This window comes from Methylocaldum gracile (assembly GCF_053646815.1).
This window is the reverse complement of the sequence record NZ_CM132196.1, coordinates 72,256-92,500: the sequence shown is the minus strand read 5'-3', so window position 1 is coordinate 92,500 and position 20,245 is coordinate 72,256. Positions and strand designations below refer to the sequence as shown.

Annotated in this window: 16 protein-coding genes and 1 pseudogene (1 of these 17 cut by a window edge); 9 read left to right on the top strand and 8 right to left on the bottom strand. The window is 57.6% G+C overall.

Going from position 1 to position 20,245, the window contains the following annotated elements:
* The 4 genes and pseudogenes from ACWJJK_RS00410 to ACWJJK_RS00395 form a co-directional block, all read left to right on the top strand.
* Positions 1-455: the 3' portion of an OprO/OprP family phosphate-selective porin gene (locus ACWJJK_RS00410; protein ID WP_166642736.1), read on the top strand. Its footprint begins 1,093 nt before the window's first position; 455 of the gene's 1,548 nt are visible here — the last part of the coding sequence; its start codon lies beyond the left edge, outside the window; its stop codon occupies positions 453-455.
* A gap of 211 nt (positions 456-666) precedes the next feature.
* Positions 667-1,620, top strand: a complete 954-nt coding sequence (locus ACWJJK_RS00405; protein ID WP_156881346.1) for a DnaJ C-terminal domain-containing protein — start codon at positions 667-669, stop codon at positions 1,618-1,620.
* 35 nt (positions 1,621-1,655) lie between these two features.
* A complete protein-coding gene (locus ACWJJK_RS00400; protein WP_347257548.1) occupies positions 1,656-1,925 on the top strand; it encodes a chaperone modulator CbpM in 270 nt (89 codons plus the stop codon).
* 20 nt (positions 1,926-1,945) lie between these two features.
* A pseudogene (locus ACWJJK_RS00395) lies at positions 1,946-2,439 on the top strand (Hsp20/alpha crystallin family protein).
* A gap of 44 nt (positions 2,440-2,483) precedes the next feature.
* On the opposite strand, the gene ACWJJK_RS00390 reads toward ACWJJK_RS00395, so the two are convergent.
* From ACWJJK_RS00390 to fabA, 4 genes are all read right to left on the bottom strand, one after another.
* Positions 2,484-3,404 carry a TIGR01777 family oxidoreductase gene (locus ACWJJK_RS00390; protein WP_077728141.1) on the bottom strand — a complete coding sequence of 307 codons (921 nt, stop codon included), beginning with the start codon at positions 3,402-3,404 and terminating at the stop codon, positions 2,484-2,486.
* Positions 3,405-4,440: 1,036 nt separating this feature from the next.
* Complete coding sequence (ttcA, locus tag ACWJJK_RS00385; RefSeq protein ID WP_077728142.1) at positions 4,441-5,316, bottom strand: tRNA 2-thiocytidine(32) synthetase TtcA; 876 nt, start codon at positions 5,314-5,316, stop codon at positions 4,441-4,443.
* The gene (fabB, locus tag ACWJJK_RS00380) at positions 5,306-6,523 is read right to left on the bottom strand and encodes a beta-ketoacyl-ACP synthase I (protein WP_156881347.1); all 1,218 of its coding nucleotides are present in this window, start codon (positions 6,521-6,523) and stop codon (positions 5,306-5,308) included. The genes ttcA and fabB overlap by 11 nt, the downstream gene beginning before the upstream one ends.
* A 15-nt stretch (positions 6,524-6,538) precedes the next feature.
* On the bottom strand, positions 6,539-7,078 hold the full coding sequence (gene fabA, locus ACWJJK_RS00375) for a 3-hydroxyacyl-[acyl-carrier-protein] dehydratase FabA (protein WP_077728144.1): 540 nt from the start codon (positions 7,076-7,078) through the stop codon (positions 6,539-6,541).
* 516 nt (positions 7,079-7,594) lie between these two features.
* On the opposite strand from fabA, the gene ACWJJK_RS00370 reads away from it, so the two are divergent.
* From ACWJJK_RS00370 to ACWJJK_RS00350, 5 genes are all read left to right on the top strand, one after another.
* Positions 7,595-9,550 carry a GumC family protein gene (locus ACWJJK_RS00370; protein ID WP_434110629.1) on the top strand — a complete coding sequence of 652 codons (1,956 nt, stop codon included), beginning with the start codon at positions 7,595-7,597 and terminating at the stop codon, positions 9,548-9,550.
* A 10-nt stretch (positions 9,551-9,560) separates the two neighbouring features.
* Positions 9,561-11,399 (top strand): ATP-binding cassette domain-containing protein, encoded by a 1,839-nt coding sequence (locus ACWJJK_RS00365; protein ID WP_156881349.1) that lies wholly within the window; start codon positions 9,561-9,563, stop codon positions 11,397-11,399.
* Positions 11,400-11,494: 95 nt separating this feature from the next.
* Positions 11,495-12,328, top strand: coding sequence for a PHP domain-containing protein (locus ACWJJK_RS00360; RefSeq protein WP_347257543.1), 834 nt, complete (start codon positions 11,495-11,497; stop codon positions 12,326-12,328).
* Positions 12,325-12,900, top strand: coding sequence for a DNA-3-methyladenine glycosylase I (locus tag ACWJJK_RS00355; RefSeq protein WP_454129065.1), 576 nt, complete (start codon positions 12,325-12,327; stop codon positions 12,898-12,900). Before ACWJJK_RS00360 ends, ACWJJK_RS00355 begins: the two co-directional genes overlap by 4 nt.
* 332 nt (positions 12,901-13,232) lie before the next feature.
* Positions 13,233-14,069 carry a lytic transglycosylase domain-containing protein gene (locus ACWJJK_RS00350; RefSeq protein WP_240502368.1) on the top strand — a complete coding sequence of 279 codons (837 nt, stop codon included), beginning with the start codon at positions 13,233-13,235 and terminating at the stop codon, positions 14,067-14,069.
* A gap of 25 nt (positions 14,070-14,094) precedes the next feature.
* On the opposite strand, the gene ACWJJK_RS00345 is transcribed toward ACWJJK_RS00350, so the two are convergent.
* The 4 genes from ACWJJK_RS00345 to ACWJJK_RS00330 form a co-directional block, all read right to left on the bottom strand.
* The gene (locus ACWJJK_RS00345; protein ID WP_077728150.1) at positions 14,095-14,397 is read right to left on the bottom strand and encodes a DUF3240 family protein; all 303 of its coding nucleotides are present in this window, start codon (positions 14,395-14,397) and stop codon (positions 14,095-14,097) included.
* 266 nt (positions 14,398-14,663) lie between these two features.
* Positions 14,664-17,771 (bottom strand): efflux RND transporter permease subunit, encoded by a 3,108-nt coding sequence (locus tag ACWJJK_RS00340; protein WP_454129064.1) that lies wholly within the window; start codon positions 17,769-17,771, stop codon positions 14,664-14,666.
* Positions 17,771-18,862 (bottom strand): efflux RND transporter periplasmic adaptor subunit, encoded by a 1,092-nt coding sequence (locus tag ACWJJK_RS00335; RefSeq protein ID WP_086133213.1) that lies wholly within the window; start codon positions 18,860-18,862, stop codon positions 17,771-17,773. The genes ACWJJK_RS00340 and ACWJJK_RS00335 overlap by 1 nt, the downstream gene beginning before the upstream one ends.
* Positions 18,859-20,109 carry a TolC family protein gene (locus ACWJJK_RS00330; protein ID WP_086133212.1) on the bottom strand — a complete coding sequence of 417 codons (1,251 nt, stop codon included), beginning with the start codon at positions 20,107-20,109 and terminating at the stop codon, positions 18,859-18,861. Before ACWJJK_RS00330 ends, ACWJJK_RS00335 begins: the two co-directional genes overlap by 4 nt.
* Positions 20,110-20,245: the final 136 nt, after the last annotated feature.

The following is a 20,245-nucleotide window of genomic DNA, read 5'->3' as shown; positions in this document are numbered from 1 at the left end:
CCGTCTCGTTCGAAAGCGAATATAACGTGGCCTATTTGCAACGGAACGGGGATGGAACCGAAGACGCCAAGTTCGACGGTTGGCACTTCGACGTGATGTATAGCCTGACCGGCGAATCGCGGGCCGCCGCCTACGATCCGAAAGATGCCGTCATTAAGCGTTTAACGCCCAATCGAAACTTTGACTTGGCCGGCGGCTGGGGCGCCTGGGAACTCAAAGGCCGCATTTCGCAAGTCAACATGAACAAGATCGGTACGCCCGGCGAACGTGGCGGACGCGAGACAGCGGCGACCCTCGGTGTCAACTGGTATCTGAATCCGTGGTTCCGGTTGATGCTGGACTACACCCATGTGATCGATATAGATCTCGGCACCGCCGGGACAAGTCGAGCACTTCTCGAAGGGGATCCGTCAGATCTCGACACGGTTCAGATGCGTGGCTCTCTGGCCTTCTAAACGAGCCATTTAGCTCGTCTGTCAAACCGAGAACCCCGCGAAAGCGGGGTTCGTCTTTGATACGCCGCAGATACCTGCTCCAAAGCATGCCACCTGACCGGCGCAGCTGTGCTTGCTTGCTTTACATTGTTATGATTTCTAAGGCTTTTCAATGTCATAACTTACCCCGCAGCGGTAGCCTTATCCAAAATCTAACAGGGAACACTGTTTCATGGAATTCAAGGATTATTACAAGATCATGGGTGTATCCAGAGACGCCTCGCAAGAGGATATAAAGCGAGCCTATCGTAAGCTCGCCCGCAAATATCATCCGGACGTCAGCAAGGAACGTAATGCCGAGGAGCGCTTCAAGGAACTTGGCGAGGCTTATGAAGTTTTGAAAGACCCGGAAAAGCGCGCGGCTTACGATCAAATCGCGGCCGGTCGCCAGCACGGCGAACGTTTTACGCCTCCACCCGACTGGGCATTTGACTTCGACTTTGGTGGTGGCGGTTTTACGGGGAGCGACGCAAGCGGATTTAGCGATTTTTTCGACAGCCTATTCGGCCGGGCTACGCGAGGCGGGCGGCGAGAACCCCGTAGCGGCTGGACCGGACCTCTATCTGGCCAGGATCAATATGCCAACATTTACATCAGCCTCGACGAGGCATTCTCGGGAGGGACTCAAACGGTTACTCTTGCGAGCCCGGAAATCGATGCAAAAGGCAGGGTTGTTAACAAGACCCGCACCTTAAACGTCAAGATACCGAAAGGCGTCAAAGAAGGACAACGCATTCGCCTGTCCGGGCAGGGCGGATCGGGTCGGTTGGGCGGCACGGCGGGTGATCTTTATCTGGAAATACGATTTAAGCCTCATCCATTCTTTCGCGCCGAAGGCGCGGATATCTCGCTGGAGTTGCCAGTAACGCCCTGGGAGGCCGCTCTCGGACTTTCGGTTCCCACACCGACGTTAGGCGGCAAAGTCGAACTCAAGCTCCCTCCTAACTCTCAAAGTGGGCAGAGGCTGCGCTTAAAAGGCCGCGGGCTGCCCTGCACTCCACCAGGAGATCAAATTGTAACTCTGCGCATCGTGATTCCGGAGGCCACAACCGCGGAGGCCAAGTCTCTCTATAGAAAGATGGCCGAGGTCATGCCGATGAATCCACGGGCGCATATGGGAGCGTGAACATGACGAATCGGACCGCTACCTCCTCGTCCGGTATGGTATTGGACGAAACGATTAAACTATCTCTGGTAGATGTATGCGAGGCATGCAGAGTCGACGCGGAATCCATTTTTGAAATGGTTAACGAAGGAATTGTCGATCCAGAAGGCTCGGAGCCGATGAATTGGCAATTCAACACCGCCGCGTTACGGCGCTTGCAAACGGCGTTACATCTGCAACGCGATCTCGGGGTTAACCTGCCCGGCGCGGCACTGGCATTGGATTTACTCGAAGAACTCGAGGCTTTACGCCGGCGCGCGCTGTAAGTGACATTTTAGGGCCTTCTATGAACACGCTGAACCACATACACCACGGTCTACACCATACTTTGCATTCGCTTGCCGAAGGCTGGTCTGCCTTGAAACAACGAGCGTCCCATGCACTCACGCGCTTTACACTTCGCGAGCCTCCTCACGAAGGGGGAAAATTGACGCAGGGAGCGTCGCGATGGGGTTTATTGCCAGCGGAAGTGCGGGAGGAGAATGATCGGATTACGATCGATATAGAAATCCCGGGAATGGAGGCCGACGATTTCGAAATACAAATCCTCGAAGATCAGCTAATCGTCCGGGGCGAAAAGCGAAATGCGCACGAGGGAAGCATTGGCGAACGTTATTTTCTGTTGGAACGAGCCTATGGTTTTTTGAGCGGGTCATACATCTGCCTGCCGAGATTGACCAAGACAACATAAAGGCGCGTTACCGGCGCGGAGTTTTATCGATTTCGTTGCCCAAATCCAGCCATAACCATTCGCAACGGATAACGGTGACTACAGCATGAAAAGCATACCAATCAGTTTCGCACTACTACCGGCGTGCAAAAATTCAGGGAACATGAGGTTTGTTTGACGCAAGCGTATCCTGCAACGCCAGCCCTAAGGTGTTATACAAAAACTTAAAGTCCTGGCCCTGAAAACGCTTGGGAATCACCCGCTGACTCCCCAGCATCAACTCCGCCATTTCGCCGGCACCCAGCCTGAGAAGCCATGCCGGAACGGTTAGTAGCGCGGGCCGTCTCAAAACGTTTGCCAAACATTGAGTAAACTCATCATTGCGCACCGGTTCAGGTGCCGTTAGGTTGAACGCTCCGTCGAGAGCCGGCGACTCCAATAAATACTGAGTCATCGCAACGTGATCGTTTATGTGAACCCAAGACATCCATTGCTTACCATCGCCAAGCCGCGCACCTAACCCAAGCTTGAACGGAAGCAGCATTTTTTGCAGAAACCCGCCATTCTTGCCGATGACCAATCCGGTCCGAAGCAGGCATACCCGAACGCCGTATTCCCTTGCACTTAATGCAACACGCTCCCATGCCTCGCATAGTTCTTGGCCGAACTCGCCCCGTACCGGAGGCGAATTTTCATCAAGGATTTCGTTCCCCTGATCACCGTAGACTCCAACCGCTGATCCGCTGATAAGCACCGTCGGCTTGGAATTGGCATTACGGATCGCGTCGATGAGATGCTCGGTCAGGGTGACTCGACTATTCCATAGAATTTGTTTTCGTTGCTCACTCCAACGGGGGCCGATAATGGGTTCTCCCGCTAAATTGATCACAGCGTCGAAATGTTGATCCGACGTCCATTCGGCTAAACTTTTCAGCGCGACCACTCCGATCCCGCACTTTCCGGGCACTGTCTCAGGCTTTCGACTAAGCACGGTCAACTGATGACCTGCGCCAAGCAGTGCTTTACATAAGCTCCTGCCGATAAACCCAGTTCCGCCAGTGATGAATATTCGCATATTTCCTCCCCCTCCCTTGGCGAGGATGTAAACAACCCCTTATTTCCTATCAACGAACTGCTTTCCCAGAGGGCGCGAGCTTCGCACCCGAAAAACAGCTCTCGTAGAAAAAGAGGGCAAGCAATTATAACGGGTGGTGGATTTGGGGCACCAGAATCGATTGGTTTCGGGAATGGCTAGGCTATTTGCCCAGCTAGACGAGCGGTGGAGGAGAAGTCTTACGAGGAAGTGGCAAGGATAGGATTGTTAACTAAGATTAAAAACTTATAAGGTAACGCCTATGCTTGCCACATTTGGTGGCCTATTTCTTGTCGTCGTCGCTGAAAACCCAACGGACGAAGAAGACGGCAGCAGCTATAACTACGATAGTGACCACCATACCCATCGGGGTTCTCATTTTTTCAACTAAATCTAGTATGGCTCCCATTTCTTAACCTACCTTATTTGGTTTTATCGAAAATCTTAATAGCAGAACAATGCTATCGCGCCGGTTATCTTACCGTCTGAGCTAGCGCTGTCAAGTCGCTGGACGTCTGTCACGAGCGGCCCAACGGATCGATCCGTTAATCGTAGCAACAAAAACGGTACGTAAACCAGCCGCGCCTTTATGATTCAGTGACACAAAAAAACCTGGATGAAGAAACCTTCATCCAGGTTAATATCGGTGCCTTTAAAGGCTAAAAGCTAATTATTAAAAGCTACTGCCGCTTCGTACAAAGGGCAGAAAGACTTATCAAAAAAAAATTAAAGGCTCGGGGATACGGTGGTCGAGATCTTCTGTTTGTCACCGTCAGGAGAGTTACCGCAAGCAATCACTCCCAGAGCTACCATGACCAAGCTGATAACGCATGCCAATTTTTTCATAAGATCCTCCTCAATTTCCAAAGCTTTAAGATTTTTTAGTTGGTAGTGCATGTAGCACGGAATCTTTTATAAAGAAGATTTCCCGAAAATGCAAGGGGCAGAAAGGGCGGAACGTTTGAACCCACGCACCCGCCTAGCACGGGCAGAAAACACGAGGTACCGATTGGATCATTCAGAGAAAAAGCACTTCCAGCCCGGCGGAGACGGAAGCATCCTGATTACCAGTCACATCGCCTCGTACCTGATCGAGCCCGATGAAATCGAACAAATTGCGATCCGCAAGCTGAGATAGCGCTATATTCTGCAGCGCTGTAAAAATAGTTTCCAAGCGCCCTGGGAACTGCTTTTCCCATGACTGCAGCATTTCCTTCATCGCCTTACGCTGCAAATTTTCCTGCGAGCCGCAGAGGTTACACGGGATAATCGGAAACGCTTTGATGCGCGCGTATTCTTCAATATCCTTTTCCCGGCAGTACGCAAGTGGCCGAATAACGATATGGCGCCGATCATCGCTCAACAGTTTGGGCGGCATTGCCTTAAGGGTGCCGCCGTAAAACAGGTTGAGAAAGAAGGTTTCAAGGATATCGTCGCGATGGTGACCCAACGCGATCTTGGTAATGCCGTGCTCAGCGGCATATCGGTAAAGCAACCCGCGTCGTAATCTGGAACACAAACCGCATGTCGTCTTGCCCTCCGGTACTACCCGCTTGACGATGCTGTAGGTATCCTGCTCAATGATATGGTAAGGAATCCCGCGACCGGCGAGATACTCCGGCAGCACGTGCTCGGGAAATCCCGGCTGCTTCTGATCCAGATTAACAGCAATGATGTCGAACTGAACCGGGGCATTCAGCCGAAGACTGAGCAGGACATCCAGAAGCGTGTAGGAATCCTTTCCTCCCGAGAGGCAAACCATCACCTTGTCGCCGTCCTCGATCATTCGATAGTCGGCGATGGCCTCGCCGACTAAACGGCGCAATCTCTTTTGCAGCTTATTGAATTCGTAACGCTGCTTTTCGGTCAGAGCGCCTGCCGCCCTATCCACCATAACGCCCGAAGATCAAACTAGCATTAGTCCCGCCAAACCCGAAGCTGTTCGACATGACCGTGTCGATGCGGGCATCGTCGATCCGCTTCCGCACGATGGGAACGCCTTCCGCGCCCGGGTCCAGCGTTTCGATATTGGCCGAAGCGGAAATGAAACCGCCATTCATCATCAATAAGGAATAAATCGCTTCGTGCACGCCCGCAGCGCCCAAAGCATGGCCTGTCAACGACTTTGTCGAACTAATGGGCGGAACCTCATCGCCGAAAACGGATTTCACGGCCTGCAGCTCTTTAATATCGCCGATCGGCGTGCTCGTTCCATGCGCATTGATGTAATCGATCTTGTTGCGCACACTTTCCATGGCTTGCCTCATGCAACGCGCAGCCCCCTCGCCGGAAGGCTGCACCATGTCGAAACCGTCGGAGGTCGCGCCGTATCCGATAAGCTCGCCGTAAATCTTGGCTCCACGGGCCTTGGCATGCTCCAGCTCCTCAAGAACCAGTACCCCGCCGCCTCCCGAAATAACGAATCCGTCCCGGTCGGCATCATAGGGACGCGATGCAATCTCGGGCCTGTCGTTATATTGCGAAGACAACGCTCCCATCGCATCGAAGAGCACGGTCATCGTCCAATGCACTTCCTCGCCGCCGCCGGCGAAAATGATGTCCTGCTTGCCCAGATGAATAAGTTCCGCCGCGTTTCCTATGCAGTGGGCACTGGTCGCGCATGCGGAACTGATGGAGTAATTGACCCCCTTGATCTTGAACGGCGTCGCGAGGCAGGCGGAATTGGTATTGGACATGGTCCTGGGCACCATATAAGGCCCAACTTTCTTAACGCCCTTCTCACGATAGTTGTCGAACGCAAGCAAGAGATTCGCCGTGGAAGGACCGCCCGACCCCGTGATCAAGCCGGTTCTAGAATGCGATATTTCGGATTCGTCCAAGCCCGAATCGGCGATTGCCTCCTGCATGGCGAGGTAATTGTACGCTGCGCCATCTCCCATGAATCTGCGAATCTTGCGATCTATAAGATCGTCCAAATTCAGATCGATCGGACCGTAGACCTGACTGCGGAATGCCATCTCCCGGTATTCTTCACTGGACCGAATACCCGAACGCCCCTGTCGCAGAGACTCGGTTACCTCCTGTTGATTGCTGCCTATGCTGGAAACGATACCGATGCCGGTTACAACAACGCGTCTCATATCTGTATAGCTCGCTCAGAACGCATCTGTAGAGGTAAACAGGCCGACCCGAAGATCGCTAGCCTCATAGATGACCTTGCCATCGCACTCCATTTCCGCGTCGGCAAACCCCATGACTAACTTACGCATCATCACCCGCTTGAGATGAATACGGTAAGTCACAAGCTTATGATGCGGCAGTACCTGGCCGCGAAACTTGACCTCTCCCACACCTAACGCGCGCCCGCGCCCTAACCCGCCCATCCAACCGAGGTAAAATCCGATCATCTGCCACATGGCGTCAAGGCCGAGACAGCCCGGCATCACAGGATCATTCTGAAAGTGGCAGGAAAAAAACCAAAGGTCCGGCGTTATATCCAACTCGGCGATGATCATACCTTTGTCGTAAAGCCCCTCATCGGAACTGATACGGGTGATGCGATCGAACATCAACATCGGAGGAAGCGGCAACTGGGCATTGCCGGGGCCGAACATTTCACCGCGTCCGCATTGAATCAATTCGTCCCGACTGTAACTGTGCTGTCTCTGTTGTAATCTAGATTCCTTAACAATCATAAAAGTGCCCGATATCGCTGTTGTTTTATGTTGCCCCTCGGCACCCACTGGTTACCGAGGGCGACCAGGCCGTACCAAAATTCCAAGCCGATTGCCAAACTTTATCGTGGGCGAAAATCCATTTATCGATGAGAACTTCCGGATAGCACCCTCGGAACGCACGAAAGTTTATTTCCCGTCAAGGCCTAGCAAAGAAAAGGCTTATTGTATCAGGAAAACATGAATTCCAGCAGCGTGCGGCAAAGTCGGTATTGAGACACCGTCATATTTCCCAACAAGAAATGAAATCTATCCACACGTCCGCCAACGCGGAATTCACAGCCGATGCTTTGGCCATCGGCCGTCATCTCGTCAAAGTTGGCCGACACAGAGAACACGGTTCGACATACCGGTCGGGTTATCATTCCCGGAAGCTGATCCAATCGGTGATGTGCTTTTATAGACCGGCCCGAGCCTACACGGGCTAGAATACCGAGCGTGTAAACGACAACGAGCAACCTTCGCGGGAAATCAGCCATGCAGGATCTACCGTCGATCGAAATTTTGCGCAGCTCACAGCCGCCAAGGGATTTCTTGGGGTATTCCGGCGCAGACCTGCCACCCGCAAGATCCCACCGTCTCATGGTGTTTACCTGTGCGTTCTTGCTCGCCTTCGTGACCGGCGCGACTTTTGTGTGGCTGCGCGAGCCGGTCTATGAGAGCACGGCCGCATTGCTTACGGTAGCGCCTACCGCCATAGACGAAGCAGACGCGAAAGCCAGCGTCCAGCACGTTACTGTACAAAGCGAGATCCTGCTCGGCGTCCCTTTGCTTGAAGCAACTTTGAGAAACTTAAGAGCCGCTGATGACGCACCCGAATTGTCCGACTTGACTGTCGGCGATCTTCAGGCCTTGCTCTCGGTCGATGTCATAACCGAGACCAACATCGTTAAGCTGCACGCCAAAGGATCGAACCCCAAGGTTCTGGCTTCGGTCATTAACGCTTGGATCGATGCCTATCAAGCGCGCCGTGAACGACAGACCCGCGAAACGAAAGACGGCACCGCCACGGCCTTGCAGCTCGAATTTCAACAGCTCGCCCAAAAAATCGAGGCAAAGCGCTGGGAACTGGATCAATTTCGCCGTAAACACGGCATCGTTTCGAAAAACGACGCGGACAACCGCGCCATGGCCCGGCTTTCCGGTCTCAACACCGCACTCAACAAAGCCACCGAGGATGAGGTCAAAGCGAAAGCCCAGCTCGACGCCATCAAAGAGGCCATCGCCCGAGGCGAGCCCGTGGTGCCGCCCAGCGATGAGCAAGGATTGGCGAGTCTGGAAAAGAAAGCGCACGACCTGCGCCAGCAGCTCAAGGATTTGAAACGCCGATACACGTCTCAATACCTTTCGCTACAGCCTCAGTTCAAGCTTATTCCGGAACAGCTCAAACAAACCGAAGACGAGATCAAGAAAAAGCTCGAATACGGGAAACAGAACGCATTGAGCGAAGCACAACAGGCTTATGCGTCCGCTCAACAGACCGTCCGGGAAATACGCCGTCAAATCGAGGCGCATGAGCAGGAGGCGACCGAGTTCACAAGCCGTTTCGCCGAGCATGAGGCTATGCGCGCAAACCTCGAAAAGCTTGAAGAGGTTTACCGCGACGCCGAAATCCGGCTGGCACAGGTCGAAGCGAAACCTTACGAAAACCTCCCTCAACTCCAGGTCTTGGAACGGGGCTATGCCCCGGCTCGACCAATCTGGCCGAATTATTGGCGCGACAGCGGTATCGTCTTCGGCGGCAGCCTCGGCCTCGGCCTGATCACCGTGTGGCTTTACGAATACCTCACGCGCCGGGAAACCCCGCCGCCTGCGACAGTCTTACCCGATATCCACGTTTATTCGGTGCCGGAAAAAATTTTGCTTGAGCGTCGAATGACAACGCCGTCGGCCCTTCCCGCAGAACAATTTCCCGCTTTGGAAAGCCCGACGATACGAGAACTGACCGAGCCGGAGGTCCGCGTATTACTGGAAGCGGCCAATCGCAGCACCAAATGGACGATAGGCCTGTTTCTATCCGGTCTGAGCCTTGAGGAAATCGCGGAACTGCGTGCCGAGCAGTTCGAACACGCCGGTGATACGCTGCGTATCGACGGCAAAAATTCTAGGGCCGTGCCCATTCCTCGGCGCCTTAAACTTTGGTTGGCCGAAAGCGAAGACTTTCCCAGCTTGGAAACAGACGACCCGGCATCGTTGATCGCCTGCGCGGCCGTCGATTCCGGCCTTGCGCAGCCCGAAACGATCGATGCATCCGCCCTGCGCCACACTTATATTAGTTATTTGGTCCGCCAAGGCATTCGGCTGTCCGAACTGGAGCGTATCGTCGGCCCGCTGCCGGCGAAAACGCTCGCTGGCTACGGACGCTTTTCTCCACCCGGTCCTGGATTGCCTGCCGAAAGCGTGCCGCTGATTTATCCCGCTCTTAGGGCCTAACGACTTAGAAATGGTTTCCGATTCCAGTCCTCAGAATTCCCACCGCTTCACCTGGGCCTATATCCGATCCGTCGCATTGGAGCACAAGCGCGAATTGTTCACCGCTCACCTGATCGCCGTGTTCGCAGCCTTGAGCGCGGTCCCCGTGCCTTTACTCATGCCGCTGCTGGTGGACGAGGTCTTGTTGAACAAGCCCGGCATGGCCGTCGGCCTGCTCGACCGGCTTTTTCCCGCCGAATGGCATGGGCCGGCCCTGTATATTTCGGCCATACTGGGGCTTACTTTGCTCCTGCGCCTGATCGCGGCGATCTTTAACGTGTGGCAGACGCGGCAGTTCAGCTTTATTGCCAAAGACACCATTTATCGCATCCGCTGCCGGCTGATCGGCAAGCTGCAGCGCATCTCCATGGCGGAATACGAAAATCTCGGCAGCGGCTCCGTCGTGACCCATCTGGTCACCGACCTCGATACGCTCGATACGTTCATCGGCACAACCGTCGCGCGCTTCGTGGTGGCGTTACTGTCCTTGACCGGCACCGCCGTCATTCTACTGTGGATGCATTGGCAGCTTGCGCTGTTCATCCTGTTCCTGAATCCAATCGTGATTTTTTTCACCAAAACGCTGGGAAAACGGGTAAAAAATCTGAAGCGCGAAGAAAATTCCGCGATCGGCGCCTTTCAGCTCGCACTCACCGAAACCCTGGATGCCATCCATCAAATCCGGGCCAGCAATCGGGAGAAGCACTACATGGGGCGGCTGATGGAAGCGGCACGGACGGTTCGCGAGAATTCGGCCGCCTACGCCTGGAAAAGCGACGCCGCCAACCGGGTCAGTTTTCTGGTCTTCCTGTTCGGGTTCGACGTCTTCCGCGCCTTGGCTTTTTTTATGGTGATCTACTCCGACCTCACCGTCGGCGAGATGATGGCGGTCTCGGGCTACCTGTGGTTCATGATGACCCCGGTGCAGGAGATTCTGGGAATACAGTACGCCTGGTTCGGCGCGAAGGCGGCGCTGGAGCGGATCAACCAATTGAATGACCTGAAGCAGGAGCCGAAGTACCCGCATCTGATCGATCCCTTCGAAAAGGATAGGAGAGTGGGCATCTTCATCGACGATCTTCACTTCGCCTATCCGAACGGCAACGAGGTTTTGCGCGGCATCTCCATGGACATCCGCCCCGGCGAGAAAGTCGCGTTGATCGGTGCAAGCGGCGGCGGCAAATCGACCTTGGTGCAAGTATTGATCGGCCTTTATCCCCCGACTTCGGGCATGGTCTATTTCAACGGCGCGCCTATGGACAAAATCGGGATGGACGTGATACGGGAACATGTGGTCACGGTATTGCAGCACCCGGTGCTGTTCAACGACACCGTCCGAGCCAACCTGACCCTGGGCCGTCCGGCGCCCGACGAAGCACTCTGGCGCGCGCTCGAAATCGCCCAACTCAGGGACGTGGTGGAAGACAGCCGCGACCGGCTGGATACCGTCGTCGGCCGGCTGGGCATGCGGCTTTCCGGTGGTCAGCGCCAAAGGCTGGCGATCGCCCGCATGATCCTGGCCGATCCCAAGGTGGTGATCCTCGACGAAGCGACCTCGGCCATCGACAATGAAACGGAGACCCGCTTGTACGAAGGTCTGGACGAATTCCTCGCGGACCGCACGACGATCATCGTCGCCCACCGCTTGAGCGCGATCAAACACGCCGACCGCATTTACGTGTTCGAGGACGGGCGCATTTGCGAGCAGGGCGATCATGAAACCCTGGTTTCCGGCAAAGGTTTGTACGCGCGGCTCTATGGCCAGAAACCCGCGGTGCGGCGCGCACGGGATCTATCGTTCACCTCCTAAGCCGTGCCCTACGGCTCGATTCGCCGGAGGGAAGCCGAAAATCGCCAGCCGTAAATCGGGTACAATACCCGGCTTTCCGGACTCAAACCTCGGGCGTGCCTTTGTACGATCTCCACACCCATTCCACTGCTTCCGACGGCGCCTATTCGCCGTCCGAATTGGTTCGCCAGGCCGCAGCAGCCGGCGTAAACGTGCTCGCCCTTACCGATCATGATTCCACCGCGGGCCTAGACGAGGCGGAGACCGCCGCCCTCGATGCCGGCATTCAACTGATTCCCGGCGTCGAAATATCGGTAACCTGGGCGGACAAAACCATCCACATCGTCGGTTTGCGCATCGACCGTCACTGCAACGTCCTAAAACAGGGACTGAGCCGCCTCCAGGCAACGCGCCTCGAACGGGCGCAAGAGATCGGCCGGCGCCTCGACCGCTACGGTGTTCCTGGCACCTTTGAAGCGGCGCGGGAAATGGCCGGCGACGGCATGATTACACGCACCCATTTCGCTCGCCATCTCGTGGAGCTAGGTCTGGCAGGAAGCATGAAAGACGTGTTCGAGCGTTTCTTGACCCGCGGCAAGCCGGGCTATGTTTCGACCCGGTGGGCCGAAATGGCGGATGCCATCGCTTGGATTCGCGAAGCAGGCGGTGGCGCCGTGCTGGCCCATCCGCAGCGCTACAAACTCACCGCCAGTTGGATGCGACGGCTGATCGGGGAATTCAAGGAATGCGGCGGCGAGGCGATCGAGGTCGTCTCGGGAACGGCCTCTCCTAGCGATACCCAGTCCAGCGCCGAATACGCGCGGCGTTTCGGATTGCGCGCCTCCAGCGGCTCCGACTTTCACAGCCCGGAAACAGCCTGGGTGAAACTGGGCCGATTACCCCCGCTTCCGTCCGATCTGACTCCGGTATGGACCCATTGGAACCATTGACTCGTTGCACTTGGGCCGAGCGCAGCCTGCTGGAGCAGGCTTATCACGATCATGAATGGGGAACGCCCGTCCACGACGACCGCCTGCTGTTCGAATTCCTGATTCTGGAGGGCGCACAGGCCGGCCTTTCCTGGACCACGATTCTTCGTAAACGAGACGCCTACCGCGCGGCTTTCGACGGCTTCGATCCCGAACACGTGGCCCGCTACGACGAAGCCAAGACCGCCGAACTGCTGGCCAATCCCGGCATCGTTCGCAACCGCCTCAAAATCGCCGCGGCGGTAAACAATGCCCGCCGTTTTCTGGACGTGAAGGAGCAATTCGGCAGCTTCGACGCCTTTGTCTGGCGCTTCGTCGACGGCTGTCCCAGGCAAAACGCCTGGCGGAGCATGGCGGACGTGCCGGCCCGAACGCCCGAGTCCGACGCGATGAGCAAGGACCTCGAGAAACGCGGATTTCGTTTCGTCGGCTCCGTCATTTGTTACGCCTACATGCAGGCGACCGGGATGGTGAACGACCACACCGTCGATTGCTTCCGCTGGAAGCAATTGCATCCGGCCGGGTCGCCGTAAAACCCGCTTTACACTCCCCGGACTAATCTTCCCGCTCTTTCCGCCTCGAAATGCTTCCTTCGAGGCTATCGCCATTCCAGGGGCTTTTACGTATCGGAGGCGGGAGATCTCCAGTTTCCGCCAGTCCTTCAATGACTTATAGCCATAACCGTGCGGTCCGCGTCTGAACCGTATCGGGTGTCGCCCTGTACGACACAGTCCATTTGTCGAAAAATTTTACAGTTGCGGCGTCCGAGCCGCGGGCTTGCCCCAAGTTTGCAGGCGACACACGCATTCCAAACGATTGGCACATACGCTGCTTAACCAGTGCCGTCGGTTTTGGAGAGCCCAATTTGATTGCAATTCGACTCCTGCTTGGTTGGCTGCTAAGTATCAGCGCGACGCTTGTCCTGGCGCAGGACAGCATCGACACGGCAAGCGATCTGCGCACCCTGGCTCTGCGCTACGAGCACGGCCGAGGCGTCAAACAGGACTACGCCGAGGCTTACCGCCTTTACTGCAAAGCGGCGTTGCTCGGGGATGCGCAAGCGGCGTACAACCTCGGCTGGATGTACTTCAACGGCCGAGGCCTTTCCCGCAAGGCGGACGTCGCCGTAGGCTGGTTCATGCGTGCGGCCAAGACCGGCGATGTTTATGCGGCGCGGATGCTGGTGCGCTACCAGGGCATAACTCCTGCGGACGACTCCGACTGCCAGCCCGAACCGGCACCGGTTACAGCCAGCATCGAGCCCAGTTCAAATCCAAGCCGGAAACTCGTCGAAAGTTGGGTCAGCCAGATCGCACCGCAATATTCCATCGATCCGCGATTGGTATTAGCCGTCATCCAGGCGGAATCCGGTTTCAATCCGTCCGCACTCTCCAGCAAGAACGCCCAGGGACTGATGCAGCTCATTCCCGCCACGGCGGAGCGTTTCGGCATCAAGGATGTCTGGAACCCGGTGGAAAACATCAAGGGCGGAACCGCATATCTCCACTGGCTGTTGCGGCATTTCGGCGGCAACGTCGAATGGGCGGTGGCCGCTTACAACGCGGGCGAGCGAACCGTTGAACAATATCAGGGTGTTCCCCCTTATCGGGAAACCCGCAACTATGTTCAGCGCATTCTGGCGACTTACCAAAAGACTGTTCATCCGGTACCGCCGCCGCGATCGGACGATCGTTTGTTCTAATCGGCCCGGAGCCGCTCTCCGTCCATCAAAGCCGCCCCGCATCGACAATCGGCGAAACCCAGTAGTGAATCGCCGATCCTGCGAAATCTGTCTTTAATCGATCCAGCAACACCTCCAGGTCGGAGCCGGCGAGCTGCACATCGAAGCGAACCTGCCGCTTGCGTCCGGTCACCTGCTCAACCAGGGTCAAGCTTTCCGGATGGCTCGAATGGCCGCTGATCGGAAAGCTGCTGAATCCGCTCGGATGCTCGTACTGCAATAGCCAATCGATTATGGGTTCCTCGTGACCGGGTGGGGCGATCAAGGTAAGGAGAAAGAATTCGCTCATGGGATGCTCCGAATGGGTAATTCCAAATCGCTTTCAATCAGGCATTCATTTTCGTAGGGTGGCTTAGGCGCACATCAGCACTGACCGACTGCCGATCACTGTGCTTCGCGTGCGCCGTAACCCACCAAGCGACCTCCAATCGGCGGGTTACGCGGAGCCTGTCCTGAGCGGAGCCGAGGGGCTATCCCGCCATCGATGGGTTTCGCTTCGCTCTACCCATCCTACGATGAATGTTCACTCGAATGCCGAATGGAATAAGGAGGAAATCATTGTTTTGGCTCCCCCACCCTAATCTTCTCCCAGAGGGAGAGGAGATTGGACCCGACTCTGGATTCGCCGTAGCGACGGTAGAGAATGGGCAGCAGCACCAAGGTCAGCAGCGTCGACGTGAAGAGTCCGCCGACGCCGACCACCGCCAGCGGCCGCTGGATTTCCGAGCCCGGGCCGGTCGCGAACAACAGCGGAATGAGTCCGAAGGCGGCGATGCCGGCGGTCATCAGCACCGGCCGAAGCCGGCGCATTGCGCCTATCACCACCGCTTCATCCATGGGTAGCCCAAGTACCCGCAGTTGGTTGAAATAGCTCACCATCACCACACCGTTCAACACGGCGATGCCCAACAAAGAAATGAAGCCCACTGAAGCCGAAACCGAGAGATATTCTCCGGAAATCCAGACGCCGTACACGCCGCCGATGAGCGCCAGGGGTACGTTGGCCAAGACCAGAATGGCCTGGCGCACCGAGCCGAAGGTGGAAAACAGAAGCAGGAAGATCAGCCCGATCGACACCGGAATGACCACGGCCAAGCGGGCGGCGGCCCGCTGCTGGTTTTCGAACTGGCCGCCCCATTCGATGTAATAGCCGGTAGGCAGCTGCACCTGGCCGGCCACGGCCTGCTTGGACTCTTCCACGAAGCCCACCAGATCCCGCCCCTCGACGTTGCTGCGCACCGATGTGTAGCGCTGGCCCCGCTCGCGGTTGACCGCCACCACGCCTTCCACCGGCTCGATTTTGGCGACTACCGACAATGGCACCCGGCGCCCGTCGGGCAAGGCGATCTGCAGGGTGGACATATTGGCCGGCTCTCCGGAGCCTCTGAGCAGCAACGGCGTGCGGCGGATGCCCTCCTGGACGATGCCGAGCTTGAGCCCCTCGATCTGGGCCCGCAAGGTGTCGGCCAGAGAATCCGCATCCAACCCCAGGCGTCCCGCGGCCAGCCGGTCCACTTTCACCACCAGGTACTGCATGCCTTCGTTGCGGATGGTGAACACGTCCGAAGCGCCGGGAATCTTCCGCATCACGGCGGCGATTTCCTCCGCCTTGGCGTTGAGCACGGCGAGTTCCGGGCCGTACAGCTTGACCGCCACGTCGCCGCGCACTCCGGTCAGCATCTCGGTGACCCGCATCTGAATCGGCTGGGTGAAGCCGTAAGCGATGCCGGGAATGGTATCCAGAACCTTACGGATTTCGTCGATCAGGGCTTCCTTGCTGTCCATGCGCCATTCGTCCGGCGGCTTGAGGACGAAGAAGTTGTCGGTCTCGTTGAGTCCCATGGGGTCGAGGCCGATCTCGTCCGCGCCGACGCGGGATACGGCCCGCGTCACTTCCGGCACGTGCTCCAGGATAGCCTTTTGGATTTGCTGGTCCAGCCGCACCGACTGCTCCAGCGTGATGGACGGCAGTTTCTCCACCTGCACGATGATGTCGCCCTCGTCCATGGTGGGCATGAAGGTCTTGCCGATCTGGAAATAAACGCCCACAGTGGACAGCAGCAGCAGTCCCGCGCCGAGCAACACGGTGCGGCCGTGAGCGAGGGACCAGATCAGGACCGGGCGGTACCATTCCGAGAGCTTCCGCGCCAGCCAGGGCTCCTCGTGTTTGACGCGCTTCATCAGGAAAGAGGCCACGACCGGGATCACGACCAAGGAGAAGATCAACGATCCGCTCATGGCGAACACGTTGGTGAAGGCCAAGGGCTTGAACATCTTGCCTTCCAGGCCCTCCAGGGTAAACAGCGGCACGAACACGACGCCGATGATGATCGTCCCCGAGACCACGGGCGCGGTGACTTCGCGCATGGCGCGGTAGATCGCGTGCAGTCGCGGCACTCGATTCGTCTTGCTCTGCTCAGCGAGATGGGTGGTGATGTTCTCCACCACCACCACCGCCGGGTCGACCAGCTTGCCGATCGCGATGGCGAGCCCGCCGAGGCTCATGAGATTGGCCGTCAGGCCGAAGTGGTTCATCAGCAGAAAGGTGAACAGGGCCACCATGGGCAGAATGAAGGCGACGGTCAGCGCGGCCCGGAGATCGCCGAGGAACAGAACCAGCAGGATCAGCACCAGAACGGTAGCCTCCACCAAGGCCCGGACGATGGTGTTTATGGCTTTCCCGACCAAGTCGCCGCGGTTGTAGAACACGCTGACTTTGACCTCCTTGGGCAAAGCCGGGCGGATTTCCTCGAGCTTCTTCTCGACTCCTTCCACCACCTGCCGGGCATTCGCTCCCCTGAGGCTCAGCACCAGGCCCTCGACCGCTTCGCTCTGGCCGTTCTGGCTCACGGCGCCGTAGCGGGTCAGGGCGCCTATGCGGACGTCGGCCACGTCGCCCACGGTGATGGACGTGCCGTTTCGCTCCGCGACGACAATAGTGCGCACGTCGTCCAGGTCGACGATCCGCCCCTCGGTACGCACCAGAAGCGCCTCCTCGCCTTGGGCCAAACGGCCGGCGCCGTCGTTGCGGTTGTTGGACTTGAGCGCTTCGGCCAGTTCTCCGATACTCACGCCGCGAGCCGCCATCCGCATGTTGTCGGGAATGACCTCGAAGCTTCTCACCATCCCGCCCAATGCGTTCACGTCGGCGACGCCCGGCACCGTGCGCAGCGCCGGTCTAATCACCCAGTCCAGTAGGGTTCGCCGCTCGGAGAGGCTCAAGCCATCGCCTTCCACCGTAAACATGAACATCTCGCCCAAAGGCGTGGTCATGGGTGCGATACCGCCTTCCGCGTTGCCCGGCAGATTTCCCCAAACCTCGTTCAGGCGCTCAGCCACCTGTTGGCGCGCCCAATAAATATCGGTGCCCTCCTCGAAGTCGATGGTGATGTCGGTAAGCGCGTATTTCGCGATGGAGCGGAGCATGGTCTGCCTGGGGATGCCGAGCATTTCCACCTCGATCGGCGCCGTGACGCGCGCTTCCACCTCTTCCGGGGTCATGCCGGGCACCTTGATGATGATCTTGACCTGAGTCGGCGAAACGTCCGGAAAGGCATCGATGGGCAGATTGGCCGCGGCGAACCAGCCGGCGCCGGCCAGGAGCAGGGCGCTCAGCAAGGCGAACAGGCGCTGGGTCAGCGCGAACTGGATCAAACGTGCGATCACTCTTCTTCTCCCATGCCGAGCCAGGCGGCCTTCAGCGCGGCCACGCCTTGCACGGCCACTTCCTCGCCCGCGTCCAAGCCTTCGTGAATGACGACGCTATAGGCTTCCAGACCGGCCACCGCCACTTCGCGCGCGACAAAACCCTCAGGCGTTTGCACGAACACGTAGTTTCGGCCTTCGTGGCCGACCAACGCGGCGACGGGCAGGCGGAAAATCAGGTCGGTGCTTTTGTGCATCAGTTGCGCGTTTATGTGCATGCCCGGCCGCAGATCCTCCGCTGGGCTGTCGACCACGGCCCGTACCAAAGCGCTTTGGCTCTTGGGATCCACGTGCTGACCGACCTCGATGATGCGGGCGGTGGCCCGAGAATTTTCCAGGCTGATGCGGTCGCCGATTCTCACCTCGTGCAGCCGTTCCTGAGGCATGTCGACCTCCAGCCACAATTCGTCCAGTCTGCCGACCCGAAACAGCGGCGCGAGTCTATCCACCCGCTGCCCCACCACGGCCATGCGTTCGAGCACGACGCCGTCTATCGGGGAACGCACTTCTATCAGACTGCTCAGCTGCCGATTAGTCTTAAGGCGCCGAATCTCGCCTTGGCCCAGCCCTGACGCCGCCAGGGTCTGTTCCGCTGCCCGCAGCGCCGCCTGAGCCTTGTCGAAATCGCTCTTGGTTTCCTGCCAGCGCAACCGGGAAATAATGCCCTCCTTAAGCAGAGTCTCGTCCCGTCTCAGCCGCGCTTGGGCCAAATTGAATTCGGAGGCGGCATCGAGCAATTCCCGTTGCAGGGCCAGCAAATCGGGACTCTGAATACGGGCGAGCACTTCGCCTTGTTTCACCCTTACGCCCAGGGGTACGGCGACGTTGCTGATCACTCCCGCTTGCGGGGCGCTGACGACGAATTCGTTCTGCGGCGGTAAAACGACACGGGCCGGCGCCCGCGCCAGCGGCATGGCTGCAACCTCTTCCGGCTTCACCGTGCGGATTCCCAAATGTTTCGCTTGTTCCGCCGTAATCTGAACCGCATTCTCGGCCGCGAGTCCCGTCGCGCAAAAATATAAAAGCATGGACAAAAAGACGAGTCTCATGGCGTGACTCCGACCACTTGGTTGTAGACCGCGATATCCCGCTGCAACAGGATGGCCCGTTCGGCGGCATCGCGAATGGCGGCCTGGGCGGTGGCCTGGATCTTGAGATAATCGATCAGCGAAATCTCCCCGGTCTCGAACGCGAGCCGGCTCATTTTGAGCTGGGACTCGGCGATTTCCCGCCGCCTTTCGGCGATCGTCAGGGCGGCGCGATCGACCTCGAGATTGTGTATCGCCTCATGCAGCGCCTTCTCCAACTGCCGCAACAAGATGTCCCGATCAGTCAGGCGCTGGGTCAGGACGATATTGGCCTCGGCCACGAACGGCGCGTTATAGGCCTCACCGCCGATGGGGATTTGCAGCACGAAGTTGGTTTCGTTGTTATAGCCTTCTTTTCGGGTGCCCCGTTCGTGCTGGGTACCGACCAGAATCGAAGGCTGGTTGCCCTGCTTGGACTTGCGGGTGAACTCGACTTCGGCCTGGGCGCGCTCGATCAATGCGTTGGCGACGGCCAGGGCCGGATGGCTCTCGTCGAACGTGCTGCGGGGGCTTTGCTCCTCCTCGAAAAATTTCGGCGCACGCTCCAGGCGGGTCAGATTGGAATAGCTCTTGCGGGCATGCATCACCTCCGCTTCGGCCTGAACAACCGCGGTCTTTTTCTCCAGCTCGTCGCTTTCCGCAAGCAGCAAGTCTGCCCGCGCGAGGTCGCCGACATCGACACGCCGTTGCACCAGGGCGGTCAACTGCCTGGAAACCTCGTAGATACGCTCGGCAAGCTCATATCGGTTTTCCACCAGCCGAAGGTTCCATAGGGCATCGCGCACTAGGCCGGCCACCTCGTGCCTTATCGCCCGCGCGAGCAAAGCGGTGCTCTGCGTCGCTTCCTCGGCCACGGCCCTGCTCGCCGCGCGCTGGCCCCACATCCATACCGGAATTTGATAGCCGGTCTGTATTTCCACCGCGCCGCGATCGTTAAAGGCACGATCGTCGATCCATTGCAGATAGACCGCAGGGTAACCCGCTATCCAACTGGCACTGCGGCGCTCCAGAGCCTTAGCCTCATTCTCGAAAGCCGCGATGAGAGCGCTTTGCGGGTATTTTTCGAAAGTGGCCTCGATGACCTGGCCAAGGCTCAGCGATTCGTCGAACACCAGCTCATCGTAATGATCGACAAAGCGCTCTTCGGAGGCGACGGGCGCGATCGCGAAAAAACAAGCCGCGCCTGCCACACACACTAAAAGCTTCATTGGTATTTTTCTCCCAAAGTCACGAGCCGGGACGACGGTGACCGCTGCTCAAGCTGGACGGGAAACGCTCCCGTGCCCATTGCCCGATGTCCACACTGAATTCTTTTCGTTAAAGGCCACCCGCCCACACAGGGCA